Genomic DNA, 23744 nt, shown 5'->3' with positions numbered 1-23744 from the left:
CTATGGACGCGATGCTAGTCGCTGTCACCCTCGGGCTGCGGCACCGGCTCGAACGCGCCGCCTGGGACGGCGCTTGAAACGGGGGAGCAAACCCACGCAGAATTGCAGGACGCAACACCGAAGATCCAATCATCACCCCGCACGCGCTCCATACGTGACCGAAAGACGTCTCCATCGAGCGACGATACGATTTCCTCGAAGACGGTTTGGCCGCGCACGCGATAGGTTTCCGAGTTTGCTTCGGGCTTTTGCAGGTTGCCAGATACCAGAACGACGGATTGGTCAGGCCAATGGCTTTCGTCGGTCGGACGCATATAAATGAGATAGTGGTTGGCCCCGTCCACAGGTGCCCACGACAACTCGGTGTAGGTTTTCACCGCGGCGTCAGCAGAAACCTTCGGCGGCATCGGCACACTAGCCAAAGCGTCGAGTGCACGAACGTTGAGCTTCGAAGCGCGTGTCAAATAGGCGAAATCGATCTCGTCGACGGTATCGCCATAGGTGATGCCGTCTTCGGCGCGCAGATCCTGATGCTGATGCTCGTAGTCCTCGACCGCCACGGTGATACGGACTGCGGGATAACCCTTGTCGAGGAACGGGATCTGATCGCCGCCACGCCCCATGCGGTCGGTACGCCAGATCTGGCGCACTTGCATGCCGTCGGGCGACCTGGCTGCGAGACTGTCAATCCAACGCGAGAGATTGCGACCGGGGCTGTCATTCTCGCCACCAAACCGGCGTTGGCGGGCACGGAGTTCGGCGGTTGAGTCCGCCCGAAGACCTTCCGAAAAAACTCGAACATGTTTGGCGTCGCAGTACCCGTCTGACCCGCATGAATTGCCGATCATATCGTTGTTGAGCACCGCTTTGACTGTCATGCCCTGCTCTTCGACCCAATCGGCAAGGATGCGCGCGCCATGCAGGCCCTGCTCTTCTCCGGTCAAGAGAGCGTAGATGATGGTCGATGGGTATTGCCGCTGAGAAAGAATGCGCGACGCTTCAAGGATCATTACACTGCCAGAACCGTCGTCATTCGCGCCGGGTGCATCATCGGTGAAGTTCAGCGGATCGGTGACGCGACTGTCGTAATGCCCCTGAACGATGATCACTTCACTGGGACGCTCGGTGCCACGCTGAATCGCGACCGCATTGCGCACCAAAGTAGGCTCGGGGATGCGGCGTGCGGTGATGACTTCACCAGGAGAAACGACTTCGAGACAGTCCCCGCAACGCGAACCGATCCGGCGGAATTCGTCGAGCGCCCAATTGACGGCCGCGCCAATACCGCGCTCCGGATCGGTCTGCGATGACAGCGTGTGGCGTGTGCCAAAGCTGACAATCTTGTCCATGTCAGCACGCAGGCGCTCTTCGGAAACGCTGTCAGCTGGGTCATCTCGGGCGGCGAGTGGTGCAGCGAACATCGCTGCGACGAAGGCAAAGTGCTTGATCATGCGCGCGTTAGTGCCGCGCGCTGATGTTTAGATCAATAGCAATGCCGTGAGTATCAGTTACCCAGATCGTCGAGCTTCTTTTGCATTGCCGCCATCTGCTCTCGCAGAGCAGCAATCTCGGACGAGGAAGTATCGCTCGTTTCTTTCGCAGCGCTTGGGCGTTTCGCTGCAGCCTTGTTTGACGAACCCGGAATGAAAACGTCGGCTGCAGCGCGCATCATGGCCATGTTCGTTTCATGAATCGCGGCCAGAGGGCTGCCGGAAATTCCCTTTTCAAAGGCTTCCCGGATCTTCGACTGATTATCGCGAAAATTAGCCATGCTGGCTTCGAGATAGGACGGCATCATGGCCTGCATCGAATTGCCGTACATGCCGATCAGTTGGCGGAGAAAGCTGACCGGTAGCATCTGCTGGCCGCTGGCAGCTTCTTCGTCCATGATGATCTGTGTCAGGATCGAGTGAGTGATGTCTTCGCCGGACTTGGCATCCAAGACGAGAAATTCGACATTGTCGCGAACCATCGCCGCCAGGTCGTCCAGAGTGATATAACTGGAAGAACTGGTGTTATAGAGCCGCCGGTTGGCGTACTTCTTGATGATGATTGCATCACCCGCATTTTCGGGTTGCGATGCTTTCGTTTTTCTCGCCATGAACTCTCGATCCCATATTTGAATTCTAGCTTAGCACCTGCACAATGTGCAGTGCAATATCGCTGAATCACGGGCGCAGTCTATTGCCGAGAACTGTTAGCAATTCGTATTGACTTAGAGTGCTTTGCTGCGCAGCAACAGGCAGATCGTAGGGCACTTGCACCCAATCGCCCTCGCCCAAACTGGGTGCAGCTGCGAGATCGACCGCAACCATGTCCATGGAGACTCGGCCCAACAGCGGCAGTAGTTTGCTGCCATGGACTAACGCGCCAACGCCCGCCCAACTCCGCAAGAAGCCGTCTGCGTAACCCAGAGTGACAATCCCGATCCGCATTGGCTGCGTCGCTGTGAATGTCGCGTTGTAGCCAACCCTGTCTCCGGGATTTAGCTCGCGGCACTGGATGATCGCTGCCTCAAGGAACGCGACCTGCCGGATGTGCTGGTGCAGCTCTGGGCGCGGAACACCTCCATACAAAGACAGGCCGGGCCGCGTCACGTCGAACGCGTAGTCGCTACCAAGCGCAATCCCGGCGCTGTTGGCCAGGCTGAGCCTGCGATGCTCAACACGGTCGATCGCCTCACGGAATTCGGAAAGCTGCTGCGCATTCATTGCACTGTCTTCGTCTGCGCAGGCCAAATGCGACATCAGCATGTCGACCTCGAGCACCTGCACTCGAGCATCGGATAGCTCCGCGGCCGACACTCCGAGCCGGTTCATCCCCGTATCCACCATCAGATGGCAGAGTCCGCCGCCAGCGTCCGACCACAATTCAGCTTGCCGGAGAGAATTGATAACCGGGACAGCACCACAGGCTCGCGCATAGTCCACTTCGCCGCCCCTCATCGGCCCGTGCAGCACCGCGATTTGATCCGTGGGCACATACCGCGCGACCGCATCTACTTCCGACCAGTGCGCCACGAAGAACTGATGGCATCCGGCATCACGTAAAACCGGCAAGCACGTATCTACTCCAAGGCCGTAGCAATCCGCTTTGACAGCCGCACCAGCCCTTGCCGATCGCGACAGTCCATCAAGCGCGAGCCAGTTGTGCGCCAGCGCTTCGGTGTCGACTCTTAGCCGGTGAGTTGGCGCCGGCTCAGCTGGCGACTTCATCTGAGAAGTCCCGAGGCGGACCATCGGGCAGACCCCACCATGCAACCGCAATGCCGAACGCGACGACCACCCAAGTGTACCAGAGCCCCGAATAGATGTTGCCGGTGCTCGCGACAATCACACCTGCAATGAGCGGCAGGAACCCACCGAGATAGCCGGCCCCGATGTGGTACGGGATCGACATCGAGGAATAACGGATCTTGGGTGGGAACATCTCGGACAAGAGCGCCGCAACCGATCCATATGTCAGCGCCGAGAGGAACCCGAGACCGAGCAGAATTGCAATGATCCCAATGATGTTGCCGATGGAAGGCTGCTGCTTGGAAAAATCGAAGCCAAATGCGCCGAGGGCTGAGTGAATGCCTTCACGGCGCTCCGACCCACTGTCAAACCACTCCGGATTGATTGCGATCGGCTCTCCACCGGCGGCCAGCGAAAGCTGTTCGCCCGGCACCAGAGTGTAGTTCACACCAGACGCCGTGAGTGTTTCAAGGATCTTGCCGCAATCGGTTTGCTCACGGTCGAACAGCTCGGCAAACGGATCGGTGACGCATTGCGGTCCGCTGACAGTGATCGGCGTCGCGGCAGCCGCTCTCTCTAGCCCCGGATTGGCCAGCGTCCCCAACCCCCAGAATGCCGGGAACAGCAGGAAAAGCGTCGCGACCGCACCGATGATGATCGGCTTTTTCCGCCCCACCTTGTCCGACCATTTGCCGACGACAAGGTAAAAGCTCATGGCTATCAATCCGGCTATCAGCAGAATCCACTCGACCGTGAGATCGTCGACATGCATCGGACCGCGCAAGAAGCTCATTCCGGAGAAAAACGCGGTGTACCAGATCGTCGTGAGGATGCCGGTGACACCGAACAGCGCTACGAAGATGCGCTTCTTATTCCCGGGATAGGTGAAGCTCTCAATGAACGGATTCTTGGCCGTCTCGCCGGCTTCTTTCATCGCCTGAAAGACCGGACTTTCCGATAACATCAACCGCATCCACAGTGAGATGACCAGAAGCAGGATCGAAAGCAGAAACGGAATGCGCCAGCCCCATGCGACGAAATCGTCCTCTGGGATCAGGAACCGGCAAGAAAGCACAACGATGATCGAGAGCACGAAGCCGCCCGCCACGCTCGCCTGAATGAAGCTGGTGTAGAAGCCGCGCTTCTCAGGCGGGGCATGCTCTGCGACGTAAATCGCAGCGCCGCCATATTCCCCGCCAAGCGCGAGGCCCTGAATAACTCTAAGCAAGATGACGATTATGGGCGCTGCAATACCTATCGTTTCGACCGTGGGGATGAAGCCCACGCCTGCGGTCGCGATGCCCATCAGAGTGACTGTGACAAGGAAGGTGTATTTACGCCCAAGCTGATCACCAAGGAAACCAAACAGAATCGCGCCGATTGGCCTGAATGCAAAGCCAACCGCAAAGGTCGACCAAACCAGCAGCAGTCCCAGGGTCTCGTTATCGACGTCGTAAAACGCGTCCTTCAGAATGTAGGCGAGCGTTCCGTAGATGAAGAAATCGTACCATTCGAAGATAGTCCCGGCGCTGCTCGCGCCGATAACCAAACGGATCTCTTTATCGGTCGGTTCTCTCTCGGCGAGCGCTTGTGCTTCGGCCATATGCCCCTGTTCCCTTTCTGCGGAAACGCAGTCTCTCTTAGTCGGAAAACGCCTACTAGCCCGCCGGGTTGCGCGAGGAAAGCGCCTCTAGCGCAGCATTCCACGGCAGCAGCAGAGCGCCGTGGCGTCCCGGATGCGATCTTGCACCAGACAAGACGTCGAAGTCCGGCCAGTCTGGAGCGGCGCAGTCTCCCCCGAGCCATCCCTCGATCTGTTCAACCGTCTCCGTCAGCGTTTGCTTGTCTTTCCCGGAAATCGCGCGAGCAAGAACCGCTGCAGAGCTTTGTCCGACAGCGCATGCGGCAACCTGCATCCCAATCTTGGAAACACCGCTCGTGACATTGTAATCGATACCCAGCTTGATCGTGCTCCCGCATGTTCTTGAACGCGCTTCGGCGACCAATTGCGACGCTGGATTGAAAGGGAAATTTGCCAGCTCTGCGGATAGAGCCAGCATGCGCGGTGAATACAGTTTTGGGGAATTGCGCGCTTCGCCAGTGCTCATTCGTTCGCAGCTTCGCGCGCTTCGGCGGCTTCGGCCTCCCCGCGCAACTGGGCGCGACGCTCCGAGATGAGCGAGACCAATTGGCGCGAGAATGCGTCAGCAGCAGGATATGTGCGCGCTGTCGTGATCCAGGTCGGGCGCCCCTTGTATCCCCACACCGTATCGAAACCTAGAACCAGGACCGAGAAAGCAAAGATCACGATCAGCGCACCCTTGACCGCACCAAAGCCAAATCCAAGGACCCGGTCAATCGGGCCGAGGATCGAGTTGCGCGACGCTTCCCCAACATTGGACGCGATCACTTTCATCGCAGCGTAGGGGATGAGCAGCAGCAATGCGAAGGCTAGGATCGATGTCGCCGGATCGGCGTCGTACAATTCGCGCAGTGCATCGGTCAGCGGCGAATGCAGATAATAGATTGCAAAGGCCGCAAGGATCCAAGCAGCGAGGGAAAGAACCTCCTGCACAAGCCCGCGCATAAAGCCGCCAATGGCGGCAACGCCAACGATGATGAGGACGATGATGTCGAACCCTGTCATGGGTTGTTCGATTATTCGCTGCCCATCACCTGGTCAACGAGGTTCGCGAGTTGTCCTAAACCGCGATAATCGAGCTTCGATGAGCCGGTCTTGGCATCGGACGGGCCGTAGCCGCTAACGAATCCCAGCTTTGCCGACTCGCGAATTCGAAGGTCAGAATGTGCTACGGGCCGGATTTCCCCCGACAAAGAGACTTCACCATAGAACACCGATTTGTCTGGTAGCGGACGATCGGCCAATGCCGATATCAACGCCGCCGCGACCGCCAAATCGGCTGCGGGGTCACTCAGCCGGTAACCGCCAGCGATGTTGAGATATACCTCCGCTGAGCTGAAATTGAGCCCGCAACGCGATTCTAGAACTGCGAGCAGCATGGCGAGTCGTCCATTGTCCCATCCGACAACCGCGCGACGTGGGGTGGCGCCGGACTGCAGGCGCACAATCAGAGCCTGAATCTCGACCAGAACTGGACGAGTGCCCTCCAGAGCAGGAAACACTGCGCTGCCAGCGAGCGGCTGATCGCGGCCTGAAAGGAACAACATCGAAGGGTTGGCAACTTCCTCAAGCCCTTCGGTCTCCATTGAAAACACGCCGATTTCGTCAACTGCGCCGAAGCGATTTTTCAACGCGCGGAGGATCCGGTACTGATGGCTCCGCTCGCCTTCGAAGCTCATGACCACATCGACCATGTGCTCAAGAACACGGGGGCCAGCTATGTTTCCGTCTTTGGTGACGTGGCCAACCAGGAACAATGCCGTACCCTTTTCCTTTGCGTAGCGGATTAGTTCAAGTGCGCACCCACGCACCTGACTCACAGTTCCGGGGGCACCTTCAATCGTATCTGAATGCATGGTCTGGATCGAATCGATCACCAGCAGAGCGGGCGGATCACCCTTCCCCAGTGTCGTCAGAATGTCGCGAACCGAAGTCTCGGAAGCGAGCCGGATTGGCGCATCGGCAATCCCGAGCCGCGATGCGCGCAGCCGGACCTGTCCCGCTGCTTCTTCACCGCTGACATAGACTACATCGTTACCGCCGCGCGCGATCGTCGCCGCAGTTTGCAGCAGCAGGGTAGATTTTCCGATACCGGGGTCGCCGCCCATCAACACCGCAGAGCCTGGGACCAGCCCTCCCCCCAACGCCCGATCAAACTCGGCAAGTCCGGTCGACTTGCGTACGGGCAGCTCAGTCGGGCGATTGAGCGGGACAAACTCGATTCCGCGCCCGCCGGTGGAGAGATCGTGCTTCTGCGAAAACACCGTGGCAGGCGCGTCTTCGACTATCGTGTTCCACTCCGCGCAGTCGGCGCACTGTCCTTGCCAGCGGGACGAAATACCTCCGCATGCCTGACACACAAATCGCTTCTTCGGCTTTGCCATGCTGTGCGCAATAACCAGAACATTTGCAGAACGCAATTGCCTTTCCTGAATATCCCCGCCATCAGATTCATCATGCGGCAGAAGGAATTGCGTCTCGCTCTGGTTTGCTACGGCGGCGTCAGCCTCGCCGTGTACATGCACGGTGTCACCAAAGAGATTTGGCATCTGGCGCGGGCAAGCCGGGCCTATCATGCCAAGGATGAAGAGCCGCTCACCGGGGTCGCCCGTGTATATCAGGAACTGATCGCCAGCATCGAACAGGAGCACAGTCTGCGCCTGCGAGTGCTTCCTGATATTTTGACCGGTGCGAGCGCGGGCGGGATCAATGCGGTATTCCTCGCCCAAGCGATCCATTCGGGGCATTCGCTCGAACCACTTACAGACCTGTGGCTGGAAAATGCGGACGTTAGCGAGCTGACCGATCCAGACGCGCAGCCAATGTGGCGTTACGCGAAGTTCTGGGCGCAACCGATTGCCGAATGGTTCCTTAGCCGCCCGGGCAACGCGGTGAGCGAGACGGTCTCGCCTGAAACGCGCAGCGAAGTGCGGCACAAGGTTTCACGACTCGTTCGCGGGCGCTGGTTCAGCCCGCCCTTCTCCGGTGAGCGGTTTTCGGCAATGCTCTATGAGGCATTGGACAGCATGGAAACTGAGGCGGGTGGTGATCCGTTGCTTCCCGATGGCCACCCAGTCGATCTGTTTGTGACCGCAACGGATTTCCGAGGACATGCAGAACTGTTGCGGCTCAATTCACCGCCATTGGTACACGAAACTGAGCATCGCCTGCCAATCTGTTTCAGCGACGTGGTTGGCAAACCCGGGAAAGGGCGGCTTGGTGATCCACTAGAACTGGTCCTCGCTGCGCGCGCAACGGCCAGTTTTCCAGGCGCGTTCCCACCGCTCCAGATCAATGAGATTGACCGCCTATCCGCAGCCGAAGGCCATCATTGGGGTTCGCGCGGCGCATTTCTCCAACGTATCATGCCGGGGCATGTCCGCGATGGAACGCTTGAACATGCTGCCTTGATCGATGGTGCAGTGCTGGTGAACGCGCCTTTCGGGGCGGCTCTGAATGCCCTTGCAGGAAGACCTGCGCAGCGAGAAGTCGACCGGCGCTTCGTTTATATTGATCCGCGCCCTGATCGCGCCGCATCCTTTGATGAGGACCTTGAACGCCCAGTTGGCTTCTTCGGTGCGATCTTTGGCTCGCTTTCAACCATTCCGCGCGAGCAACCGATCCGCGACGATCTGGAACGGATTGAACTCCAATCGCGAGATGCAGAACGGTTGCGCCAGATCGTGATGGGCCTCAGACCAGAGATCGACCGCGCCGTTGAGCGCCTTTTTGGTCGGACGCTTTTCCTGAACCGCCCTACCCCAAAGAGGTTGGGCAATTGGCGCGCCAAGGCTCAGCAAGCGGCCGCCGAACGCGCCGGTTATGCTTTTCAAGCCTACGCACAGACCAAGCTCAGCGGCATTATTGAGCGGTTGGCTGCAGTCACTCATGCGGGCGCGCCGGAACTGGCGACTTCGGACACAACCGCCATTGCAAATGCCCTCCGCCGCGAACTCGCAAACCGGGGTTTGGTGTCGCTTGCCGATGAGGGAGGCGGCGCGAATGATGAAGCCATCGCTTTCTTCCGCGCGCACGATATTGGCTTTCGCATTCGGCGACTGCAATTGCTCGCAAGACGGCTGTCACGCGATTGGGAGACCGATCCCGAAATTCCCGATCCGGCGCTCGATCTTGCGCGCGAGAAAATCTACGAAATTCTTGCACTTTACTTCGCAGCTGACGATGTGGCCCTGCTCGGTGACGAGTTTCAAACACTGGCGCGCGATGCCGTAAGAGACCCGGGAGCGGCGCTCGACTTTCTGGCGGCGAAACGCTTGTTGCCGGAAACGGACCTCAAGGCAGAGGAAATGCTCGCCGATGCGCTGGAGGAGATGCCCAAAAACCTGAAGCGGCGCATGCTGCTGACCTATCTGGGCTTTCCGTTCTACGATGTCGCCACTCTCCCACTGCTCCAGCGGGACGGCCTGGGTGAGTACAACCAGGTCAAGATTGATCGTATTTCGCCCGAGGACGCTCGCTCAATCCGCGAAGGAGGCACACGAGCGACCTTACGCGGCGTCGAGTTCTACAACTTCGGCGCATTCTTCAGCCGCGACTACCGGGAGAACGACTACCTTTGGGGACGCCTGCACGGCGCTGAACGTATGGTCGATTTCGTGACCTCTACCGTTGAAAGCGGAGTGCCGCAGGCAGACGTGCGCGAAGCCAAGCGCGCCGCATTCCTGGCAATCATTGACGAGGAACTGGCAGCCGGACGGTGCCAGCACGGATTGCTGGAAGGCATCCGCGCCGAAATACACGAGCGGTTCTACTGACCCAGATCAGTCGTCGATGCTGTTCCAGATCGCCGTGACAAAAGCGTCCGGGCCGATGAATCCACCTTCACCAACGTCGAAATCTTCAAGCGGTTTGGCCGCAATCGCTTCTTCCAGCGATTTGCCCTCTGCTTGGAGTTTTTCAACGCGCCCGACAGCTAGGCCAATCATCGTACGGTAGGCGATCAATTCAGCCTGATTCGACATCGGGCCGTGGCCTGGAATGACCTTTGTCTCCGTATCGATCGCGCTGGTCACGAGATCGAGCGAGCGCAGCAGGTTGTACACGTTGCCGCCCGAATTGGTGTCGACGAAGGGATAACCCGGGATGTTGAAATAGAGATCGCCCATATGGACGATGTTCTTCTCTTCCCATCGCACCACCGTATCGCCATCAGTGTGACCACCGCCAAGGAACATCAGATTGATCGTGTCGCCGTTCAGGTGGAACCGCAGGCCTTGGCCGTAAGTGACCACCGGAAGGGCTTCCTTCGGCGCAGGTGGGACGGGAAAGTTGCCTTCGGGATTGCCCGGGATCATCCGCACCCGAACATTGTCATGCGCAAAGATCGTCGCTCCGGCTTTACCGAAATGTTCGTTTCCACCGGTGTGGTCGAAATGCCAATGCGTGTTGACTAGATATTTCACAGGCATGGCGCCCAACGCTGCCACTGCGGCCTCGATCTTTGTGCTCAGAGGCGCAAATTGATCATCGATCATCACGGTTGCGTCTTCGCCGTGTCCAACCGCGATGTTGCCACCGCGACCGAAAAGCACCGCGACGCCAGGAGCGATCTCCTCCGTCGTGATCTCCACATCATCCATGTTGCCCTGCGCGAAGGCAGGCACAGCCAGAAGCGGACTGGCGAATGCGAGTGCGAATGCGGCAAAACGGTTCATTTGACTCTCCCGTGGTTTGAGAGAGGGTTAGGACCGCTTGGTGCGAGTGTCGAGCGCGATTTGCGCTGGACCTGATCAGGTTCCGAAAGCGTCCTTCAGCTTCGAAAAGAAGCTGCGGCTTTCAGGGCATTCGTCGCCAGTTTCGGTTTCCCGGAACTGTTCGAGAATTTCTTTCTGCTTTCGGCTGAGCTTGGTCGGCGTTTCGACCATAATCTCAACCACCAGATCGCCGCGACCGCGACCTTGCAAAACCGGCATACCTGCACCGCGAACCCGCAATTGCTTGCCCGATTGGATGCCGACAGGAATGTCGACCGTGTTGGTACTGCCATCGAGGTCGGGAATGTCGATCTTTCCGCCGAGTGCCGCTGCGGTGAAACTCACTGGCACACGTGTGGCAAGCGTGGTGCCTTCACGCTCAAACAGAGGATGCGGCTTCACGTGGATGAAGATATAGAGATCGCCTGGAGGCGCACCGCGCGCCCCCGCTTCACCTTTGCCCGAAAGGCGAATGCGCGTGCCGGTATCGACGCCTGGCGGAATCTCGACTTCAAGAGCCTGTGCACGGTCGACCCGCCCTTCCCCGCGACACTCTTCGCAAGGATCCTCGATTACGGCCCCCCGACCGTTGCAGGTCGGGCAAGACCGTTCGACGACGAACAGGCCCTGCTTGGCTCGGACAGTTCCATGTCCATGGCAGAGATTGCACTGGCGCTCACCGGTACCCGGCGTTGCGCCTGAACCGTCGCAAGTGTCGCAGCTTTGCGAGACCTCGATTTCGATTTCGCTCGATTTGCCGTGGAATGCCTCTTCAAGGCTGACCTGCATATCGAAGCGCAAATCCGCGCCGCGCCGGTTTGGCTGACGCGCTGCACCGCCACCGCCGAATGCACTGCCGAAGATCGTTTCAAAGATGTCGCCGATATCGGCAAAGTCGCCTTGCGGTCCGCGACCTCCACCACCACCGCCGCCATTCATGCCTTGTGTAAAGGCTTCGTGGCCGAAGCGGTCGTAAGCTGCGCGCTTCTGCGGGTCTTTTAGACATTCATAGGCCTCGTTGCAGGCCTTGAACCGTGCCTCTGCCTCTGAGTCACCCGGATTGCGGTCCGGATGGTACTTCATCGCGAGCTTGCGGTACGCGCTTTTGAGCGCTGAGCCATCGGCATCGCGCGACACTTCGAGCGTTTGATAATAGTCGAGCTGAGTTGCAGACATTGCGCCTTAGTCCCCAAAACCAATCGCTGCCGAGAACCTTGCGCATTGCGCGGGGCTCTCGAACAGCGAAATGGGTTGCATCAGGGGTTTAGCCCTTGTTGTCTTCGTCGACCTCGGAGAATTCGGCGTCGACCACTTCCTCTTCAGGTGGGGTCTCTTCCGAAGCAGTATCTGCATCAGCGTCGCCGCCTTCCGGAGCGTTTGCCTGCTCCTGTTCGTAGATCTGCTGGCCCATTTTCATGGCCGCTTCGGTCAAGGCTTGTGCCTTGGCGTTGATCTCGTCGGCGTCGTCGCCTTCCAGAGCAGTCTTGGCTGCAGCGAGTGCTTCTTCGACTGCTGACTTGGTGTCGGCATCGATCTTGTCGCCGTGCTCTTCGATCTGCTTCTCGGTCGCGTGAACAAGGCTGTCGGCCTGGTTTCGCGCTTCGGCAGCGGCCCGGCGCTTCTTGTCTTCTTCAGCGAACTTCTCGGCATCCTGAACCATCTGATCAATGTCGCCATCGGACAGACCGCCAGATGCCTGGATCTTGATCGTCTGTTCCTTGCCGGTGCCCTTGTCCTTGGCAGCGACACTGACAATGCCGTTGGCGTCGATGTCGAAGGTGACCTCGATCTGCGGTACTCCGCGCGGTGCCGGCGGGATTCCGACAAGGTCGAAATTGCCAAGCAGCTTGTTGTCGGCGGCCATTTCGCGCTCGCCCTGGAAGACCTTGATCGTCACCGCGTTCTGATTGTCTTCGGCGGTCGAATAGGTCTGGGTCTTCTTGGTTGGGATCGTCGTGTTACGATCGATCATCCGGGTGAAGACACCGCCCAGCGTCTCGATACCCAGCGACAGCGGGGTCACGTCGAGCAGCAGCACGTCTTTGACGTCGCCCTGCAGAACGCCGGCCTGAATAGCAGCGCCCATGGCAACGACTTCGTCCGGGTTCACACCGGTGTGCGGCTTGGCTTCGAAGAACTTTTCAACGACTTCGCGAACCTTCGGCATGCGGGTCATCCCGCCGACCAGGATCACTTCGTCGATATCGTCCTTGGAAACGCCAGCGTCGGCCAGAGCCTTCTTACATGGATCAAGCGTGCGGTTGATCAAATTGCCAACCAGCTTTTCGAGATCGGAACGGCTGATCGTTTCCACAAGGTGCAACGGAGTGGATGAGCCACCTTCCATGCGCGCCGTGATGAACGGCAGGTTCACTTCGGTTGTGGCCGAGCTCGAAAGCTCGATCTTGGCCTTCTCGGCTGCTTCTTTCAGGCGCTGAAGAGCGAGCTTGTCGGTCTTCAGATCCATGTTTTCCTTCTTCTGGAAGGCTTCAGCGAGGTGCTCAACAATCGCGTTGTCAAAGTCTTCACCGCCCAGGAACGTATCGCCATTGGTCGACTTCACTTCGAAGACGCCGTCGCCGATTTCTAGGATCGAAACATCGAAGGTGCCGCCGCCAAGGTCGTAGACTGCGATGGTCTTACCATCGTCCTTGTCCATGCCGTAGGCGAGCGCGGCTGCAGTCGGCTCGTTGATAATACGAAGAACTTCAAGACCGGCGATCTGGCCTGCGTCCTTGGTCGCCTGGCGCTGCGCGTCATTGAAGTATGCAGGAACGGTGATGACCGCCTGCTCAACGGTTTCGCCAAGATAGCTCTCGGCGGTTTCTTTCATCTTCTGCAGGATGAAAGCGGAAATCTGGCTGGGCGAATATTCTTCGCCGCCTGCTTCAACCCATGCATCGCCATTCTTGCCCTTGACGATGTCGTAAGGGACAATTTCCATGTCCTTCTTGGTCAGCGGATCTTCGAACCGGCGACCAATCAGGCGCTTAATTGCGAAAAGAGTGTTGTCCGGATTGGTGACCGCCTGGCGCTTGGCCGGCTGACCGATAAGACGCTCGCTATCCTTGGTGAAAGCGACAATCGAAGGCGTCGTACGCGCACCTTCGGAGTTTTCGATAACCTTGGGCTTACCGCCATCCATGACAGCAACGCAGCTGTTTGTGGTGCCGAGGTCGATACCGATTACTTTACCCATTATTTCCCCATCCATCTAAGGTCGTTGGACACCGCCTTCGTGCGTTTCCCGAAAATGGCGAAACGCCTCGGCGGCTCGAATATGACCGGGATATAGGTGCGGTTTTGCTTGGCACAAGAGATCGGGCGCTCTAGTTTTTCGTCTATCTCAGGAGGGGACAACAACATGACAGTTACAACAAACATGGGGTCGAAAATGCGCGGATTGATGTTGGCGGGCGCGCTCGCCGCGACAATGGCACTCGGAGCGTGCGGCGAAACAGAAGCACCGGTCGAGCAGGTTGAAGGCGTCGTGCCGGGCCTGACCGTGACCAACGCTCGGATGATGTTGGCACCGGTCGAGGGCAATCCTGCAGCGGTCTATTTCGACGTCGCCTATGAGGGCGACCGCGGCATTTCGATCAGTGGGGCCGAAGTTGAAGGCGCTGCCAGCGCAACCGTTCACGACATGATGGAATACAATTTCGAGATGACGATGGCCGAAGCCGGACCAATAGCCGTCACCAACGGGTCGGAAATTACATTCGAGCCTGGCGCATTGCACGTCATGGCCTTCGAACCATCCGCCGATCTGCAGCCCGGCGGCAAAGCTGAAGTCACTCTCAAGATATCGGGCGGCGACCGGCACAAGTTCGAAGCCGACATCCGCGCTGCCGGGGATGAGCGCTGAACGACATCTCTTCGGCATCGAGCGACACGCTCACCGTCCCGGCTTGCCCGGTTGGCGGTGAGCGGTCGCTGACGCCCGGCGAAGTTGACATCGCGCGCACCGTTTTTGGCGACGCGATTGACTACGGCGCGGTGCAAATTCGGCGTCGGAAGTTCTTCCCGTTTCAGCCACGTAGAATAACGATGGCCCCGCGAGGCCATTTGCATTTTCATCCGGACGGCGCGGCGTATTGCGATGATTTCTCGTCCGCCGATATGGTGCGTCAGGGACTTCTTATCCACGAGCTTACCCATGTCTGGCAGACGCAGACACGCGGTGACTGGTATCTGCTGCTCCACCGCCATCCCTTCTGCCGCTATGGCTATAGTTTGAAGCCCGGTCAGCCCTTCACCGCCTATGGCATCGAGCAGCAGGCCGAGATTGTGAAGCACGCCTTCTGGCTCCGCCATGGTGCGAAAGTGGCCGGCATTGCCGACAAGGCTGCCTACGATGTGCTAGTACGGTTTCCGGGAGCAACACATGGCTAAGATCGACTGGAACATTCGCGAATTCGGTCCGGCAGACGCGCCTGCATTCGCGGCGCTGAACCGGCGCTGGATTGATGAGATGTTCGGTATGGAAGAGAAAGACCGGCATCAGCTCGATCGGCCGCAGCAGACGATCCTTGATCCCGGCGGCTATATCGCCGTGGCGGATGCCAATGGTTGGGTGGTTGGTACCGGCGCGATCCTGCCCGCTGCATTGGCTCCCGACGATGGCCAGAATTGGATGGAGATCGTCAAGATGGCGACCGATCCATCGGCACAGGGGCAAGGTATCGGCGCAGCCGTTCTGGACCGCCTGATCGACGTCGCTGGCGACCGCGGCGCGACCAATGTCTGGCTCGAAACCAACGACAAGCTTGAGGCCGCGACCGCTCTCTACGAGCGAAAAGGATTCGTGCACCTCAACTCAGATGAAGCGTGGCAAACACCCTACGCCCGATGCAATCTTCAAATGACGTTGGCGCTCTAGTGTTTAGCTCTCCCCAAGATTTTCTTCGCGGAACGCCGTAGCGCGCCGTAGCGGCATGCTCAAAATCGCTATTGATCCCATTGGCTCAGCCGATATCGCGTTGGCGAAGAGAATTTGACGGGAGCACACCATGATCACGACCGAAAAGCGCGATTGCGCGCATATTATCACTTTGGACGATGGCAAGGTGAACGCGCTAAACAAGGAAAAACTCAATGCGCTGGTCACTGCTTTGGCTGCATGCGCCGGAGATTTCGGTCCAGTCGCAATTCGCGGTCGGAAAGGCATTTTCTCAGCCGGTTTCGATCTTAAAGGGTTCGCCGCCGGACCCGAAGTGGCAACCGCGCAGCTTCAGGCTGGCAAGGACGCAATTCTCGCAATTCTTCGCCACCCGGCCCCAGTTGTGACCGTCTGCGAAGGCCACGCTTACCCCATGGGCGCATTCCTGATGCTCTCAGCGGACAAGGCCATCGGAACCGAGGGCGAATTCGTCACCGGCATGAATGAAAGCGCGATTGGCATGGCGCTACCCATCTACCCGATGATCCTGGGCGCGGCGCGGCTTAGTCCTCTGGGCCGCAAGGCAGTAGCGACATCTCAATTGTTTTCACCGCACGAAGCACGCGAAGTTGGATATTTCGATCAAGTGGTCGCACCGGATGGCGTGGAAACAGCAATGGAAGCCGCCTTGACCCACATGAAAACGCTGAATGCAGGCGCTTTCAACGCCAACAAATCGGCGATGAATGCGCAGCTGATTGCGGATATTGAAGCGAGTCCGCTACCCGATTTCGGCTAATCTTGAACGCACTGGTTTCACTTGATACGTTCTGCCGGTCCAAGCGGCCAAACCCGCGCTTGGCACAGAGCAACCAACATGGAGATCAAAGACTACGGCTTGTCGCGCGAGCGCGGCTTCCTTTCGCATTACGAAATCGACGAAATCCAATTGCCAGCGCAATTCGACGAAATTTGCAAGGCAGCCCAGAATCTATCGGGACTGCTGTCATCCGGACGAGCGCGACATTGGCTGGAGCAGTTACCCGATCCGAGCATTGAGGTCTGGATCCGTACTGCGCCAGAACCACAAATCCGCACGGCGATGGTTCGCTACAGCTTCCTCACTCAAGCCTATGCCTGGGGTGAGGAACAACCTCCAGAGCGCTTGCCGGCAAACCTGGCTCGTCCGATTGTGACATTGGCCGATCGACTAGGGCAGGCCCCGCTTCTGCCCTATTCCGGATACGTACTCGACAATTGGGCGAGGCTCGACAAAACGGCTCCGCTGTCGCTCGACAACATCTACATGGTCCAGAATTTTTCCGGCGGCGATGACGAAAACTGGTTCGTGCTCGTCCACGTAGCAATCGAAGCCGAGGCCGGGGTGTTGCTCGATAACGCTGCCCGGTTGGTCAATATCGCCAATGGTAATGGCGGGCCAAGCGATGCCGAGCATCTCTTGCTCGAAATGCACGCGGCTTGGGAAAGGATTTACGGGCATTTCGCAAGAATGCCGGAACGGTGCGATCCGTACGTCTATTTCCACCGGGTCAGGCCCTATATTCACGGTTGGGCGAACAACCCAGCATTAGATGGCGGTCTCATCTATGAGGGTGTCGAAAAATTTGCTGGCAAACCTCAAGCGTTCAGAGGTCAAACCGGTTCGCAATCGAGCATTGTTCCGGCCATGGATGCTCTGTTTCAGGTCAGACATTCGGATGATCCGCTTAAGGCGTTTCTGGACGAGCTTCATAGCTATCGCCCTGTCGAGCACAGGCGCTTTATCGAGGATATTGCCAAACATTCGCGACTTCGTAGCTATGTTGCCGAGAGCGATAATCGCGATCTACGTGATGCCTTCAATGCATGCCTTGAGCAGACAACCAGATTCAGAACCAGACACTTGGAATATGCGGCCAGCTACATCAATAAGCAGGCAGGTTCGATTGCTGGGAACGACCCGGACGTGGGCACTGGCGGGACCCCGTTCATGCGGTATCTCAAGAAGCACCGTGATGAGAACCGCGATCAGGTGATCTAGCTGGTTGAGACGAGTGAGATGGGAACTGCGCTCAATTACGCGGCGGTACCCATCTCACACAGCATGGTCTGAAAAGTCAGTCCGGCTTCTTCGCCACACCCACCATTGCCGGACGCAGCAGGCGGTCTTTGATCATCCAGCCTGCCTGCATCTCCTGAACGATGGTGCCCGGTTCGTATTCGTCTGTCGGGACTTCCATCATCGCCTGATGCTGGTTCGGGTCTAGCGGCAGTCCCTGCGCAGCGATGCGTTCGATGCCGTGCTGCTTGAAGACCTTCTCAAGCTCCCGCTGAGTTGCTTCGATGCCAACCACCAGGCCCTTCATCTTGTCGTCTTCACGCAGGCTGTCGGGAATGGCTTCGATGGCGCGGGTAAGGTTGTCAGCGACGCTCAGGATATCGCGCGCAAAGCCAGTCGCGGCATAATTGCGCGCGTCAGCGACGTCTTTCTCCATTCGGCGACGGACATTCTGGGTTTCCGCCTGCGCATAGAGAACCTCCTGCTTTGCCGTTTCGAGATCACCGCGCAGGTTTTCGAGCGCTTCTGCAACTGCATCTGCACCCTCTTCGCTGTTGTCTTCCGCTTCCCCGTCTTCGAGGAACTCTTCCGGTACGCCCTTCAATTCTTCAGCAACCGCTTCGTCTTGCGGTTTATCTTTATCAATCATGTGTTTGGTTCCAGCTTGGGTGGTCGTTCAAGCGATAAGTTTGCCCAGAGACCGGGCTGTCAGATCAACCATGGGGACAACCCGGGCGTAATTCAACCGCGTGGGGCCAATCACGCCCAGCACACCCACAACTCGGCCTTCGCGGTCGCGATAGGGTGAGGCGATCACTGATGAGCCGGATAGTCCGAACAGCCGGTTCTCGCTGCCGATAAATATTCGGGCGGCTTCGGCGTCACGCGCGCTGTCGAGCAAGGCAGAAACCGATTGCTTGTCCTCAAGGTCCTCGAGCAGCGAGCGAACGCGTTCGATATCGTCCAACGCAGTCTCATCCAGCAGGTTAGCCGCACCGCGCACTATCAGGACCGGGCGCTCATCGGCATCTTCACTCCAGACGGCAAGCCCGCGCTCAACCAGATCCCGGCTGGCATCATCGAGCTGCGATTGCCCGGCACTGATTTCAGTACGCATCGCCTGCGCGGCTTCTGCCAAAGTCCGACCAGACAGCCGCGAAGTGATGTAATTGCTCGCCTGATCGAGCGCGCTGGAGGAAATGGTGCCGCCCAGTTCAACGACGCGGTTCTCTACGCCGCCATCTTCACCGACCAAGACAGCGAGCGCCCTGCCCTGTCCCAGATCAACGAGGTTGAACTGCGCAAGTCGTTGTTCGCGCGTCGGGACCATCACCATCCCGGCCGCACCAGAAAGATCGGACAAAATTGCAGACGCTTGCTGGAGCGCTTGCTCGACAGGTCCCGACTCGTTGAGCCGCGCTTCGATTTGAGCGCGCTCGTCCTCGGTAGGCTCGGCCACGCGCATCATCCCGTCGACGAAAATGCGAAGACCAGCATCCGTCGGCATCCGGCCTGCGCTTGTGTGCGGTGCGGCCAGCAAACCAAGCCCTTCCAGCTCAGCAAGAACCGATCTGATCGAGGCAGACGACAGATTTAGGGTGCCATCAGACGCCAAGGTCTTCGAGCCGACCGGCTGACCGCTATCGATATACCCCTCAACAACGCGCCGGAAAATCTCGCGCGCACGCTCTGTCATTTCGGAGATCGGTTGCGAGGTCATTGCCCTAATCTAGCGACTGGAGATTGTTCGCCAAGTCTTGCCCGAACGAATGTTCCCAGCCACACCGCCCCCAAGACCGAATCAACTAGAACAGGATCATACATGCGCCCTTCAGGACGCGCGCCCGACGAGATGCGCGCAATCACCATTGAAACCGGTTTCACCAAGCATGCTGAGGGCTCTTGCCTCATCAGTTTTGGCGACACGCGTGTGCTCTGCACCGCCAGCGTCGAAGAACGGATTCCACCATGGTTGCGCGGCAAAGGCGAAGGCTGGGTAACCGGCGAGTATTCCATGCTCCCCCGTGCGACGCACACGCGCGGCAGCCGCGAAGCGGCGCGCGGCAAGCAGTCCGGGCGCACGCAGGAAATTCAGCGCCTTATCGGGCGTTCTTTGCGCGCAGTCGTCGATCTTAAGAGGCTCGGCGAACGCCAGATCACGCTCGATTGCGATGTAATCCAGGCTGATGGTGGTACGCGCACTGCGTCGATTTCAGGCGCGTGGGTAGCCCTGCGGCTGGCGGTGAACAGCCTCATCGCTTCTGGTGATATCAAGGAAGACCCGATCATATCGCAAGTCGCCGCTATCTCTTGCGGGATTTACAAAGGTACGCCGGTGCTCGACCTCGACTATCCTGAGGATAGCGATGCGGATGCCGACGCCAATTTCGTACTGCTAACGGGCGGTCAAATCGCCGAAGTTCAAGCGACTGCGGAGGGTGCGACGTATGACGAAGAAGGCCTCCTACGCCTTCTGCGTCTCGCCCGGATCGGTTGTGACGGAATCTTCGCTGCACAATTGGACGCCGTGAAATGACACGTAAGCTGGGCGGAGGATCACTTGTCATTGCCACGCACAATGCGGGCAAGCTCAAGGAGATTTCCGCCCTGCTTGATCCCTATGGATTGAAGTGCATTTCCGCCGGTTCGCTTGGACTTCCGGAGCCCGCTGAGACCGGAACGACTTTTGTCGAAAACGCTCTGATAAAAGCGCGCGCCGCTGCGGAAGCGTCCGGGATTGTGGCACTGGCCGATGACAGTGGCCTCAGCGTGGATGCCTTGGAGGGTCGCCCAGGCGTCTACACTGCGGACTGGGCCGAGCGCCAATGGTTCGAAGGCGAGCCGGGACGCGACTGGTATTTGGCCATGGGTAAAGTCGAAGGCATGCTGCAACAGTTCGGTCCTGATACCGACCGCAGCGGGGCGTTCCATTGCGTTCTTGCGATCGCCTGGCCCGACGGCGAACACGCCATTTACGAGGGCAAGTGCCCCGGTTCTTTGACATGGCCGCCGCGCGGCACGCTTGGTTTTGGATACGACCCGGTATTCGTTCCGACCGGACGCGAGCAGACATTTGCGGAAATCGAACCTGCTGAGAAACATGCGATCAGCCACCGGGCCGATGCGTTTGCCAAACTGGTTGCCGATCAGTTCGGAAGCAGCTGAAAAATCGCGCGTTTAGTAAGCGAATTGTCCCGTCACATTACCTGGCGGCGAGTATCTGCAAACCACATAGTCCCGATTGCCACCGGTCGCGATCCCGCATCCTAGCCGCTCTGTGTTGCGCCAGATAATCTGCGTGTAGTGCCCCACATCCTGCCACCTTCCCGTGCTGCTGACATAGGGAAAGCGATCATGGATGTAGTATTGTTTTTCGTCGATCCACCCGGCCGCTTGCTCTTCATGCGTGAAGCGTCCTGCTGTGCCTGCCCACAGGTTCTCGCCCTGGTTCGGACGTGAAGATCCCGGGCTATGCTGGAATGATCCGGTGCGCGCCATTTCAGTCGCATATTCCAAGGCTTGACGGCTAAGATCGGCATCCAGAACAAGGTCTGGTGTTCCGACTTCTGCGCGTGCCTGATTGTGGGACGCGAGCATGGATTGCAGCAAGCGATCCTGCGCACTGGAGGTGCCGCCTCCCGTGGGTGTTGGCGTCGGCGTAGGTGTGGGCGACGGGGATGGCGAAGGTGAAGGCGTTGGAGAGGGCGCAGCAATTGGCGCGCTAGCCGCAGCAGGAGGCGGCGCATCATCGCCTCCGCAAGCCGCAATACACAAAGCCAAGGCCGATACCATCATGCGACTTGCACCCACTTTCATCATGCGTTCTTTCATGGCCGCGCCTATGCAAATATCGAGTTAAGATCGCGGTAGGCCATGAGGTTACTGGAGCGGACGTCAAATCCTCTCAGCCTGTTTCAAACACGGACCAATGCCGATGCGTGTTCGAAAGCAGGCAGAACGGAATTCGGGATCGGGATTGGCAATCATCCCTGCTCGCCCCATAGCGGGCAGACGATGGCACGAGCACTCTACATCCACTGGCCATTCTGCGCGAAGAAATGCCCCTATTGCGACTTCAATTCCCATGTTCGGGAGAGCGTCGATGTGGATGCATGGCGCAAGGCCCTGATCGCCGATTTGCGGGCTGAAGCTGAGGTCGCGAGCGGTGAAACGCTGACCTCGGTGTTCTTCGGAGGAGGCACCCCTTCGCTGATGCCACCTGAATTGGCTGATGAGCTGCTCAACGAAGCTGAGAAACTCTGGGGTTTTGCAGATAGTATTGAGATCACTCTCGAGGCCAATCCTTCGTCCGTGGAGGCACAAAATTTTGCCGCATTGGCTCAGGCGGGCATCAACCGTGTCTCGCTCGGCATACAATCACTCGACGACAAAACGCTCCAATGGCTCGGCCGCCTTCACGGGAGCCTAGAGGCACTGAAAGCGCTTGAAACGGCGCAGAAACACTTTGAGCGCGTCAGTTTCGACCTAATCTATGCGCTGCCGGACCAAACGCTGGACGAATGGCGAGATCAGATTTCGCGAGCGCTTGGTTTCGGCACATCGCATCTCTCACTTTATCAGCTGACGATTGAGCCCGGCACTAAGTTCGCCACCGATGTTAGACGCGGCGTGTTCGAACCGCTCAACGATGACGCGGCGGCAGACCTTTTTGTGCTGACGCAGGAATTGACCGAGGGCGCCGGACTGCCCGCTTACGAGACAAGCAACCACGCGCAGGTAGGCGAGGAGGGTCGGCACAATCTCACCTATTGGCGATATCAGGACTATGCCGGGATCGGCCCCGGCGCGCATGGCAGGCGCGGCGGGTTTGCGACCGTCCGGCACAAGAAGCCTGAGAATTTCCTGCAAGCGGTATCCGAACGTGGTCACGGCATCTCGGAGCAGCGCCTGTTGCCGGTTTCGGAGCAAGCTGCCGAAGCCCTTTTGATGGGACTCCGGCTGGCGGAGGGTGTCGACCTATCGGCGCTGGAGCAACGTTTCGATAGAAAGCGTGACGATCTGATCGATTCGTCAAAGCTGGCGCAATACGTCGAGCTGGGTTTGATTTGGTTGGATGGTTCGCGATTGGGCGTTGCTCCCGACGGACGGCCTCTCCTCGATGCCCTGCTTGCTGAGCTTGTCTCCGACAATTTGGTCGCCGCATGAGCGTAGCCGAGACCCTGAAAATCTGGCGCACGCATCTCGCGGAGAGCCGGCGCCGGTCACCGCATACAGTGCGGGCCTATTGCACCGCCGCTCAGCGCCTGATGTTCGCCCGCGATCTGACCTCCTTTGAGGATATCGCTGGGCTGGAAGCGTCAGACCTGCGGCAACATCTCGCCGCCCGACGCGCCGATGGTCTGGCCAATTCGAGTGCCGCGCGCGAACTCTCCGCGCTAAAGGCCTTCATCACCTTTGCCCGCGCCGAAACTGGCGATCCAGATCCCGCCGCACCGCGAGTGCGCGGGCCTCGCCTCAAGAAAGGGCTACCCCGCCCCGTCACGCCCGACGAAGCGGTCAACATCGCCAATCTTGTCGATGGCACCGCTGAAGAAGACTGGATCGGAACTCGGGATAGAGCCGTGCTGCTCTTGATGTACGGATCCGGCCTGCGGATCGCCGAAGCACTTTCGCTGACAGGGCGAGATATTCCCCTCGGTGACGTGCTGCAGGTAACCGGCAAAGGCGGGAAGCAACGCGTGGTTCCGATCCTACCCGTGACGCGCGAAGCAGTCGGTAGGTACGCGGAAGAATGCCCTTGGCCGATTTCACCCGAGGAACCAATATTCAGAGGCGCAAAAGGCGGTCCGCTTTCGCCCGGCCTGGTTCAGAAAGCGATGGCCAAGGCTCGGCGCGCCCTGGGATTACCGGACACAGCGACACCCCACGCGCTGCGCCATTCTTTCGCCACACATTTGCTTGGTGCGGGAGCTGATTTGCGCAGCCTGCAAGAACTGCTCGGTCATGCATCCTTGGGATCCACACAAATCTACACCAAGGTCGACGCGGCAACCTTGCTTGAGAACTATCGCGATGCGCATCCCAGGGCGAAGAAGAATTGAAGGCGGCTAGCGACACCAGCAGGCTATTTAGCGGAGTACCCTTCGTTGTTCCTCAAACCAGGGCTCGGCCACCTCGATGACGAACAAGTCCAATTCCTCCAAGCATCTGTCATAGGTGCTGCCCGTCTCTGCATTGAAACGATGATGGT

23 protein-coding genes are annotated in these 23744 nt (G+C 58.5%); 10 read left to right on the top strand and 13 right to left on the bottom strand.

The features are described from left to right. Positions 1-14: 14 nt before the first annotated feature. From Q0837_RS06170 to radA, 7 genes are all read right to left on the bottom strand, one after another. On the bottom strand, positions 15-1451 hold the full coding sequence (locus Q0837_RS06170; RefSeq protein WP_298466476.1) for a M28 family peptidase: 1437 nt from the start codon (positions 1449-1451) through the stop codon (positions 15-17). 53 nt (positions 1452-1504) lie between these two features. Further along, entirely contained in the window at positions 1505-2101 is a 597-nt protein-coding gene (gene phaR / locus Q0837_RS06165) for a polyhydroxyalkanoate synthesis repressor PhaR (protein ID WP_298466474.1), read from the bottom strand. A gap of 67 nt (positions 2102-2168) precedes the next feature. Beyond that, on the bottom strand, positions 2169-3215 hold the full coding sequence (alr, locus tag Q0837_RS06160; protein WP_298466472.1) for an alanine racemase: 1047 nt from the start codon (positions 3213-3215) through the stop codon (positions 2169-2171). Then, entirely contained in the window at positions 3199-4839 is a 1641-nt protein-coding gene (locus Q0837_RS06155; protein WP_298466470.1) for an MFS transporter, read from the bottom strand. Before Q0837_RS06155 ends, alr begins: the two co-directional genes overlap by 17 nt. Before the next feature lie 55 nt (positions 4840-4894). Continuing rightward, positions 4895-5344, bottom strand: a complete 450-nt coding sequence (locus tag Q0837_RS06150) for an iron-sulfur cluster assembly scaffold protein (RefSeq protein WP_298466468.1) — start codon at positions 5342-5344, stop codon at positions 4895-4897. Next, on the bottom strand, positions 5341-5883 hold the full coding sequence (locus Q0837_RS06145; RefSeq protein ID WP_298466466.1) for a CvpA family protein: 543 nt from the start codon (positions 5881-5883) through the stop codon (positions 5341-5343). The genes Q0837_RS06150 and Q0837_RS06145 overlap by 4 nt, the downstream gene beginning before the upstream one ends. Positions 5884-5894: 11 nt before the next feature. Further along, a complete protein-coding gene (radA, locus tag Q0837_RS06140) occupies positions 5895-7262 on the bottom strand; it encodes a DNA repair protein RadA (RefSeq protein ID WP_298466464.1) in 1368 nt (455 codons plus the stop codon). Between the two features lie 72 nt (positions 7263-7334). On the opposite strand from radA, the gene Q0837_RS06135 reads away from it, so the two are divergent. Further along, positions 7335-9653: a patatin-like protein gene (locus Q0837_RS06135; RefSeq protein WP_298466462.1), complete on the top strand. Its 2319-nt coding sequence runs from the start codon at positions 7335-7337 to the stop codon at positions 9651-9653. Between the two features lie 6 nt (positions 9654-9659). Here the strand turns inward: Q0837_RS06135 and Q0837_RS06130 are convergent, their stop codons facing one another. The 3 genes from Q0837_RS06130 to dnaK form a co-directional block, all read right to left on the bottom strand. Then, positions 9660-10553: an MBL fold metallo-hydrolase gene (locus Q0837_RS06130; protein ID WP_298466460.1), complete on the bottom strand. Its 894-nt coding sequence runs from the start codon at positions 10551-10553 to the stop codon at positions 9660-9662. 75 nt (positions 10554-10628) lie between these two features. Further along, positions 10629-11768, bottom strand: coding sequence for a molecular chaperone DnaJ (dnaJ, locus tag Q0837_RS06125; protein WP_298466458.1), 1140 nt, complete (start codon positions 11766-11768; stop codon positions 10629-10631). 88 nt (positions 11769-11856) lie between these two features. Further along, positions 11857-13791, bottom strand: coding sequence for a molecular chaperone DnaK (gene dnaK, locus Q0837_RS06120; protein WP_298466457.1), 1935 nt, complete (start codon positions 13789-13791; stop codon positions 11857-11859). Positions 13792-13956: 165 nt separating this feature from the next. On the opposite strand from dnaK, the gene Q0837_RS06115 reads away from it, so the two are divergent. From Q0837_RS06115 to Q0837_RS06095, 5 genes are all read left to right on the top strand, one after another. Continuing rightward, positions 13957-14460 carry a copper chaperone PCu(A)C gene (locus Q0837_RS06115; protein WP_298466456.1) on the top strand — a complete coding sequence of 168 codons (504 nt, stop codon included), beginning with the start codon at positions 13957-13959 and terminating at the stop codon, positions 14458-14460. 5 nt (positions 14461-14465) lie between these two features. Further along, complete coding sequence (locus Q0837_RS06110; RefSeq protein ID WP_298469810.1) at positions 14466-14987, top strand: vgr related protein; 522 nt, start codon at positions 14466-14468, stop codon at positions 14985-14987. Continuing rightward, a complete protein-coding gene (locus tag Q0837_RS06105) occupies positions 14980-15474 on the top strand; it encodes a GNAT family N-acetyltransferase (RefSeq protein ID WP_298466454.1) in 495 nt (164 codons plus the stop codon). Before Q0837_RS06110 ends, Q0837_RS06105 begins: the two co-directional genes overlap by 8 nt. A gap of 130 nt (positions 15475-15604) precedes the next feature. Then, positions 15605-16273, top strand: coding sequence for a crotonase/enoyl-CoA hydratase family protein (locus Q0837_RS06100; protein ID WP_298466452.1), 669 nt, complete (start codon positions 15605-15607; stop codon positions 16271-16273). A gap of 78 nt (positions 16274-16351) precedes the next feature. Next, a complete protein-coding gene (locus Q0837_RS06095; RefSeq protein ID WP_298466451.1) occupies positions 16352-17515 on the top strand; it encodes an indoleamine 2,3-dioxygenase in 1164 nt (387 codons plus the stop codon). A 76-nt stretch (positions 17516-17591) separates the two neighbouring features. Here the strand turns inward: Q0837_RS06095 and grpE are convergent, their stop codons facing one another. Together grpE and hrcA are read right to left on the bottom strand one after the other, a co-directional pair. Next, complete coding sequence (gene grpE / locus Q0837_RS06090) at positions 17592-18182, bottom strand: nucleotide exchange factor GrpE (protein WP_298466449.1); 591 nt, start codon at positions 18180-18182, stop codon at positions 17592-17594. A gap of 27 nt (positions 18183-18209) precedes the next feature. Next, on the bottom strand, positions 18210-19253 hold the full coding sequence (gene hrcA / locus Q0837_RS06085; protein ID WP_298466447.1) for a heat-inducible transcriptional repressor HrcA: 1044 nt from the start codon (positions 19251-19253) through the stop codon (positions 18210-18212). Between the two features lie 102 nt (positions 19254-19355). Between hrcA and rph the strand changes: the two genes are divergently transcribed. Together rph and rdgB are read left to right on the top strand one after the other, a co-directional pair. Further along, on the top strand, positions 19356-20069 hold the full coding sequence (gene rph, locus Q0837_RS06080) for a ribonuclease PH (RefSeq protein WP_298466445.1): 714 nt from the start codon (positions 19356-19358) through the stop codon (positions 20067-20069). After that, positions 20066-20698 carry an RdgB/HAM1 family non-canonical purine NTP pyrophosphatase gene (rdgB, locus tag Q0837_RS06075; RefSeq protein ID WP_298466443.1) on the top strand — a complete coding sequence of 211 codons (633 nt, stop codon included), beginning with the start codon at positions 20066-20068 and terminating at the stop codon, positions 20696-20698. The genes rph and rdgB overlap by 4 nt, the downstream gene beginning before the upstream one ends. 12 nt (positions 20699-20710) lie before the next feature. Here rdgB and Q0837_RS06070 read toward each other — a convergent pair whose 3' ends face one another. Further along, entirely contained in the window at positions 20711-21364 is a 654-nt protein-coding gene (locus tag Q0837_RS06070) for a CAP domain-containing protein (RefSeq protein ID WP_298466441.1), read from the bottom strand. Between the two features lie 183 nt (positions 21365-21547). Between Q0837_RS06070 and hemW the strand changes: the two genes are divergently transcribed. Then, positions 21548-22699 (top strand): radical SAM family heme chaperone HemW, encoded by a 1152-nt coding sequence (gene hemW / locus Q0837_RS06065; protein WP_298466439.1) that lies wholly within the window; start codon positions 21548-21550, stop codon positions 22697-22699. After that, on the top strand, positions 22696-23595 hold the full coding sequence (locus tag Q0837_RS06060; RefSeq protein WP_298466437.1) for a tyrosine recombinase XerC: 900 nt from the start codon (positions 22696-22698) through the stop codon (positions 23593-23595). The genes hemW and Q0837_RS06060 overlap by 4 nt, the downstream gene beginning before the upstream one ends. Positions 23596-23744: the final 149 nt, after the last annotated feature.

The sequence above is a fragment of the uncultured Erythrobacter sp. genome, assembly GCF_947499705.1.
In the GTDB taxonomy this organism is placed as follows: Bacteria; Pseudomonadota; Alphaproteobacteria; order Sphingomonadales; family Sphingomonadaceae; genus Erythrobacter.
This window is presented reverse-complemented; position numbering and strand designations above follow the sequence as displayed.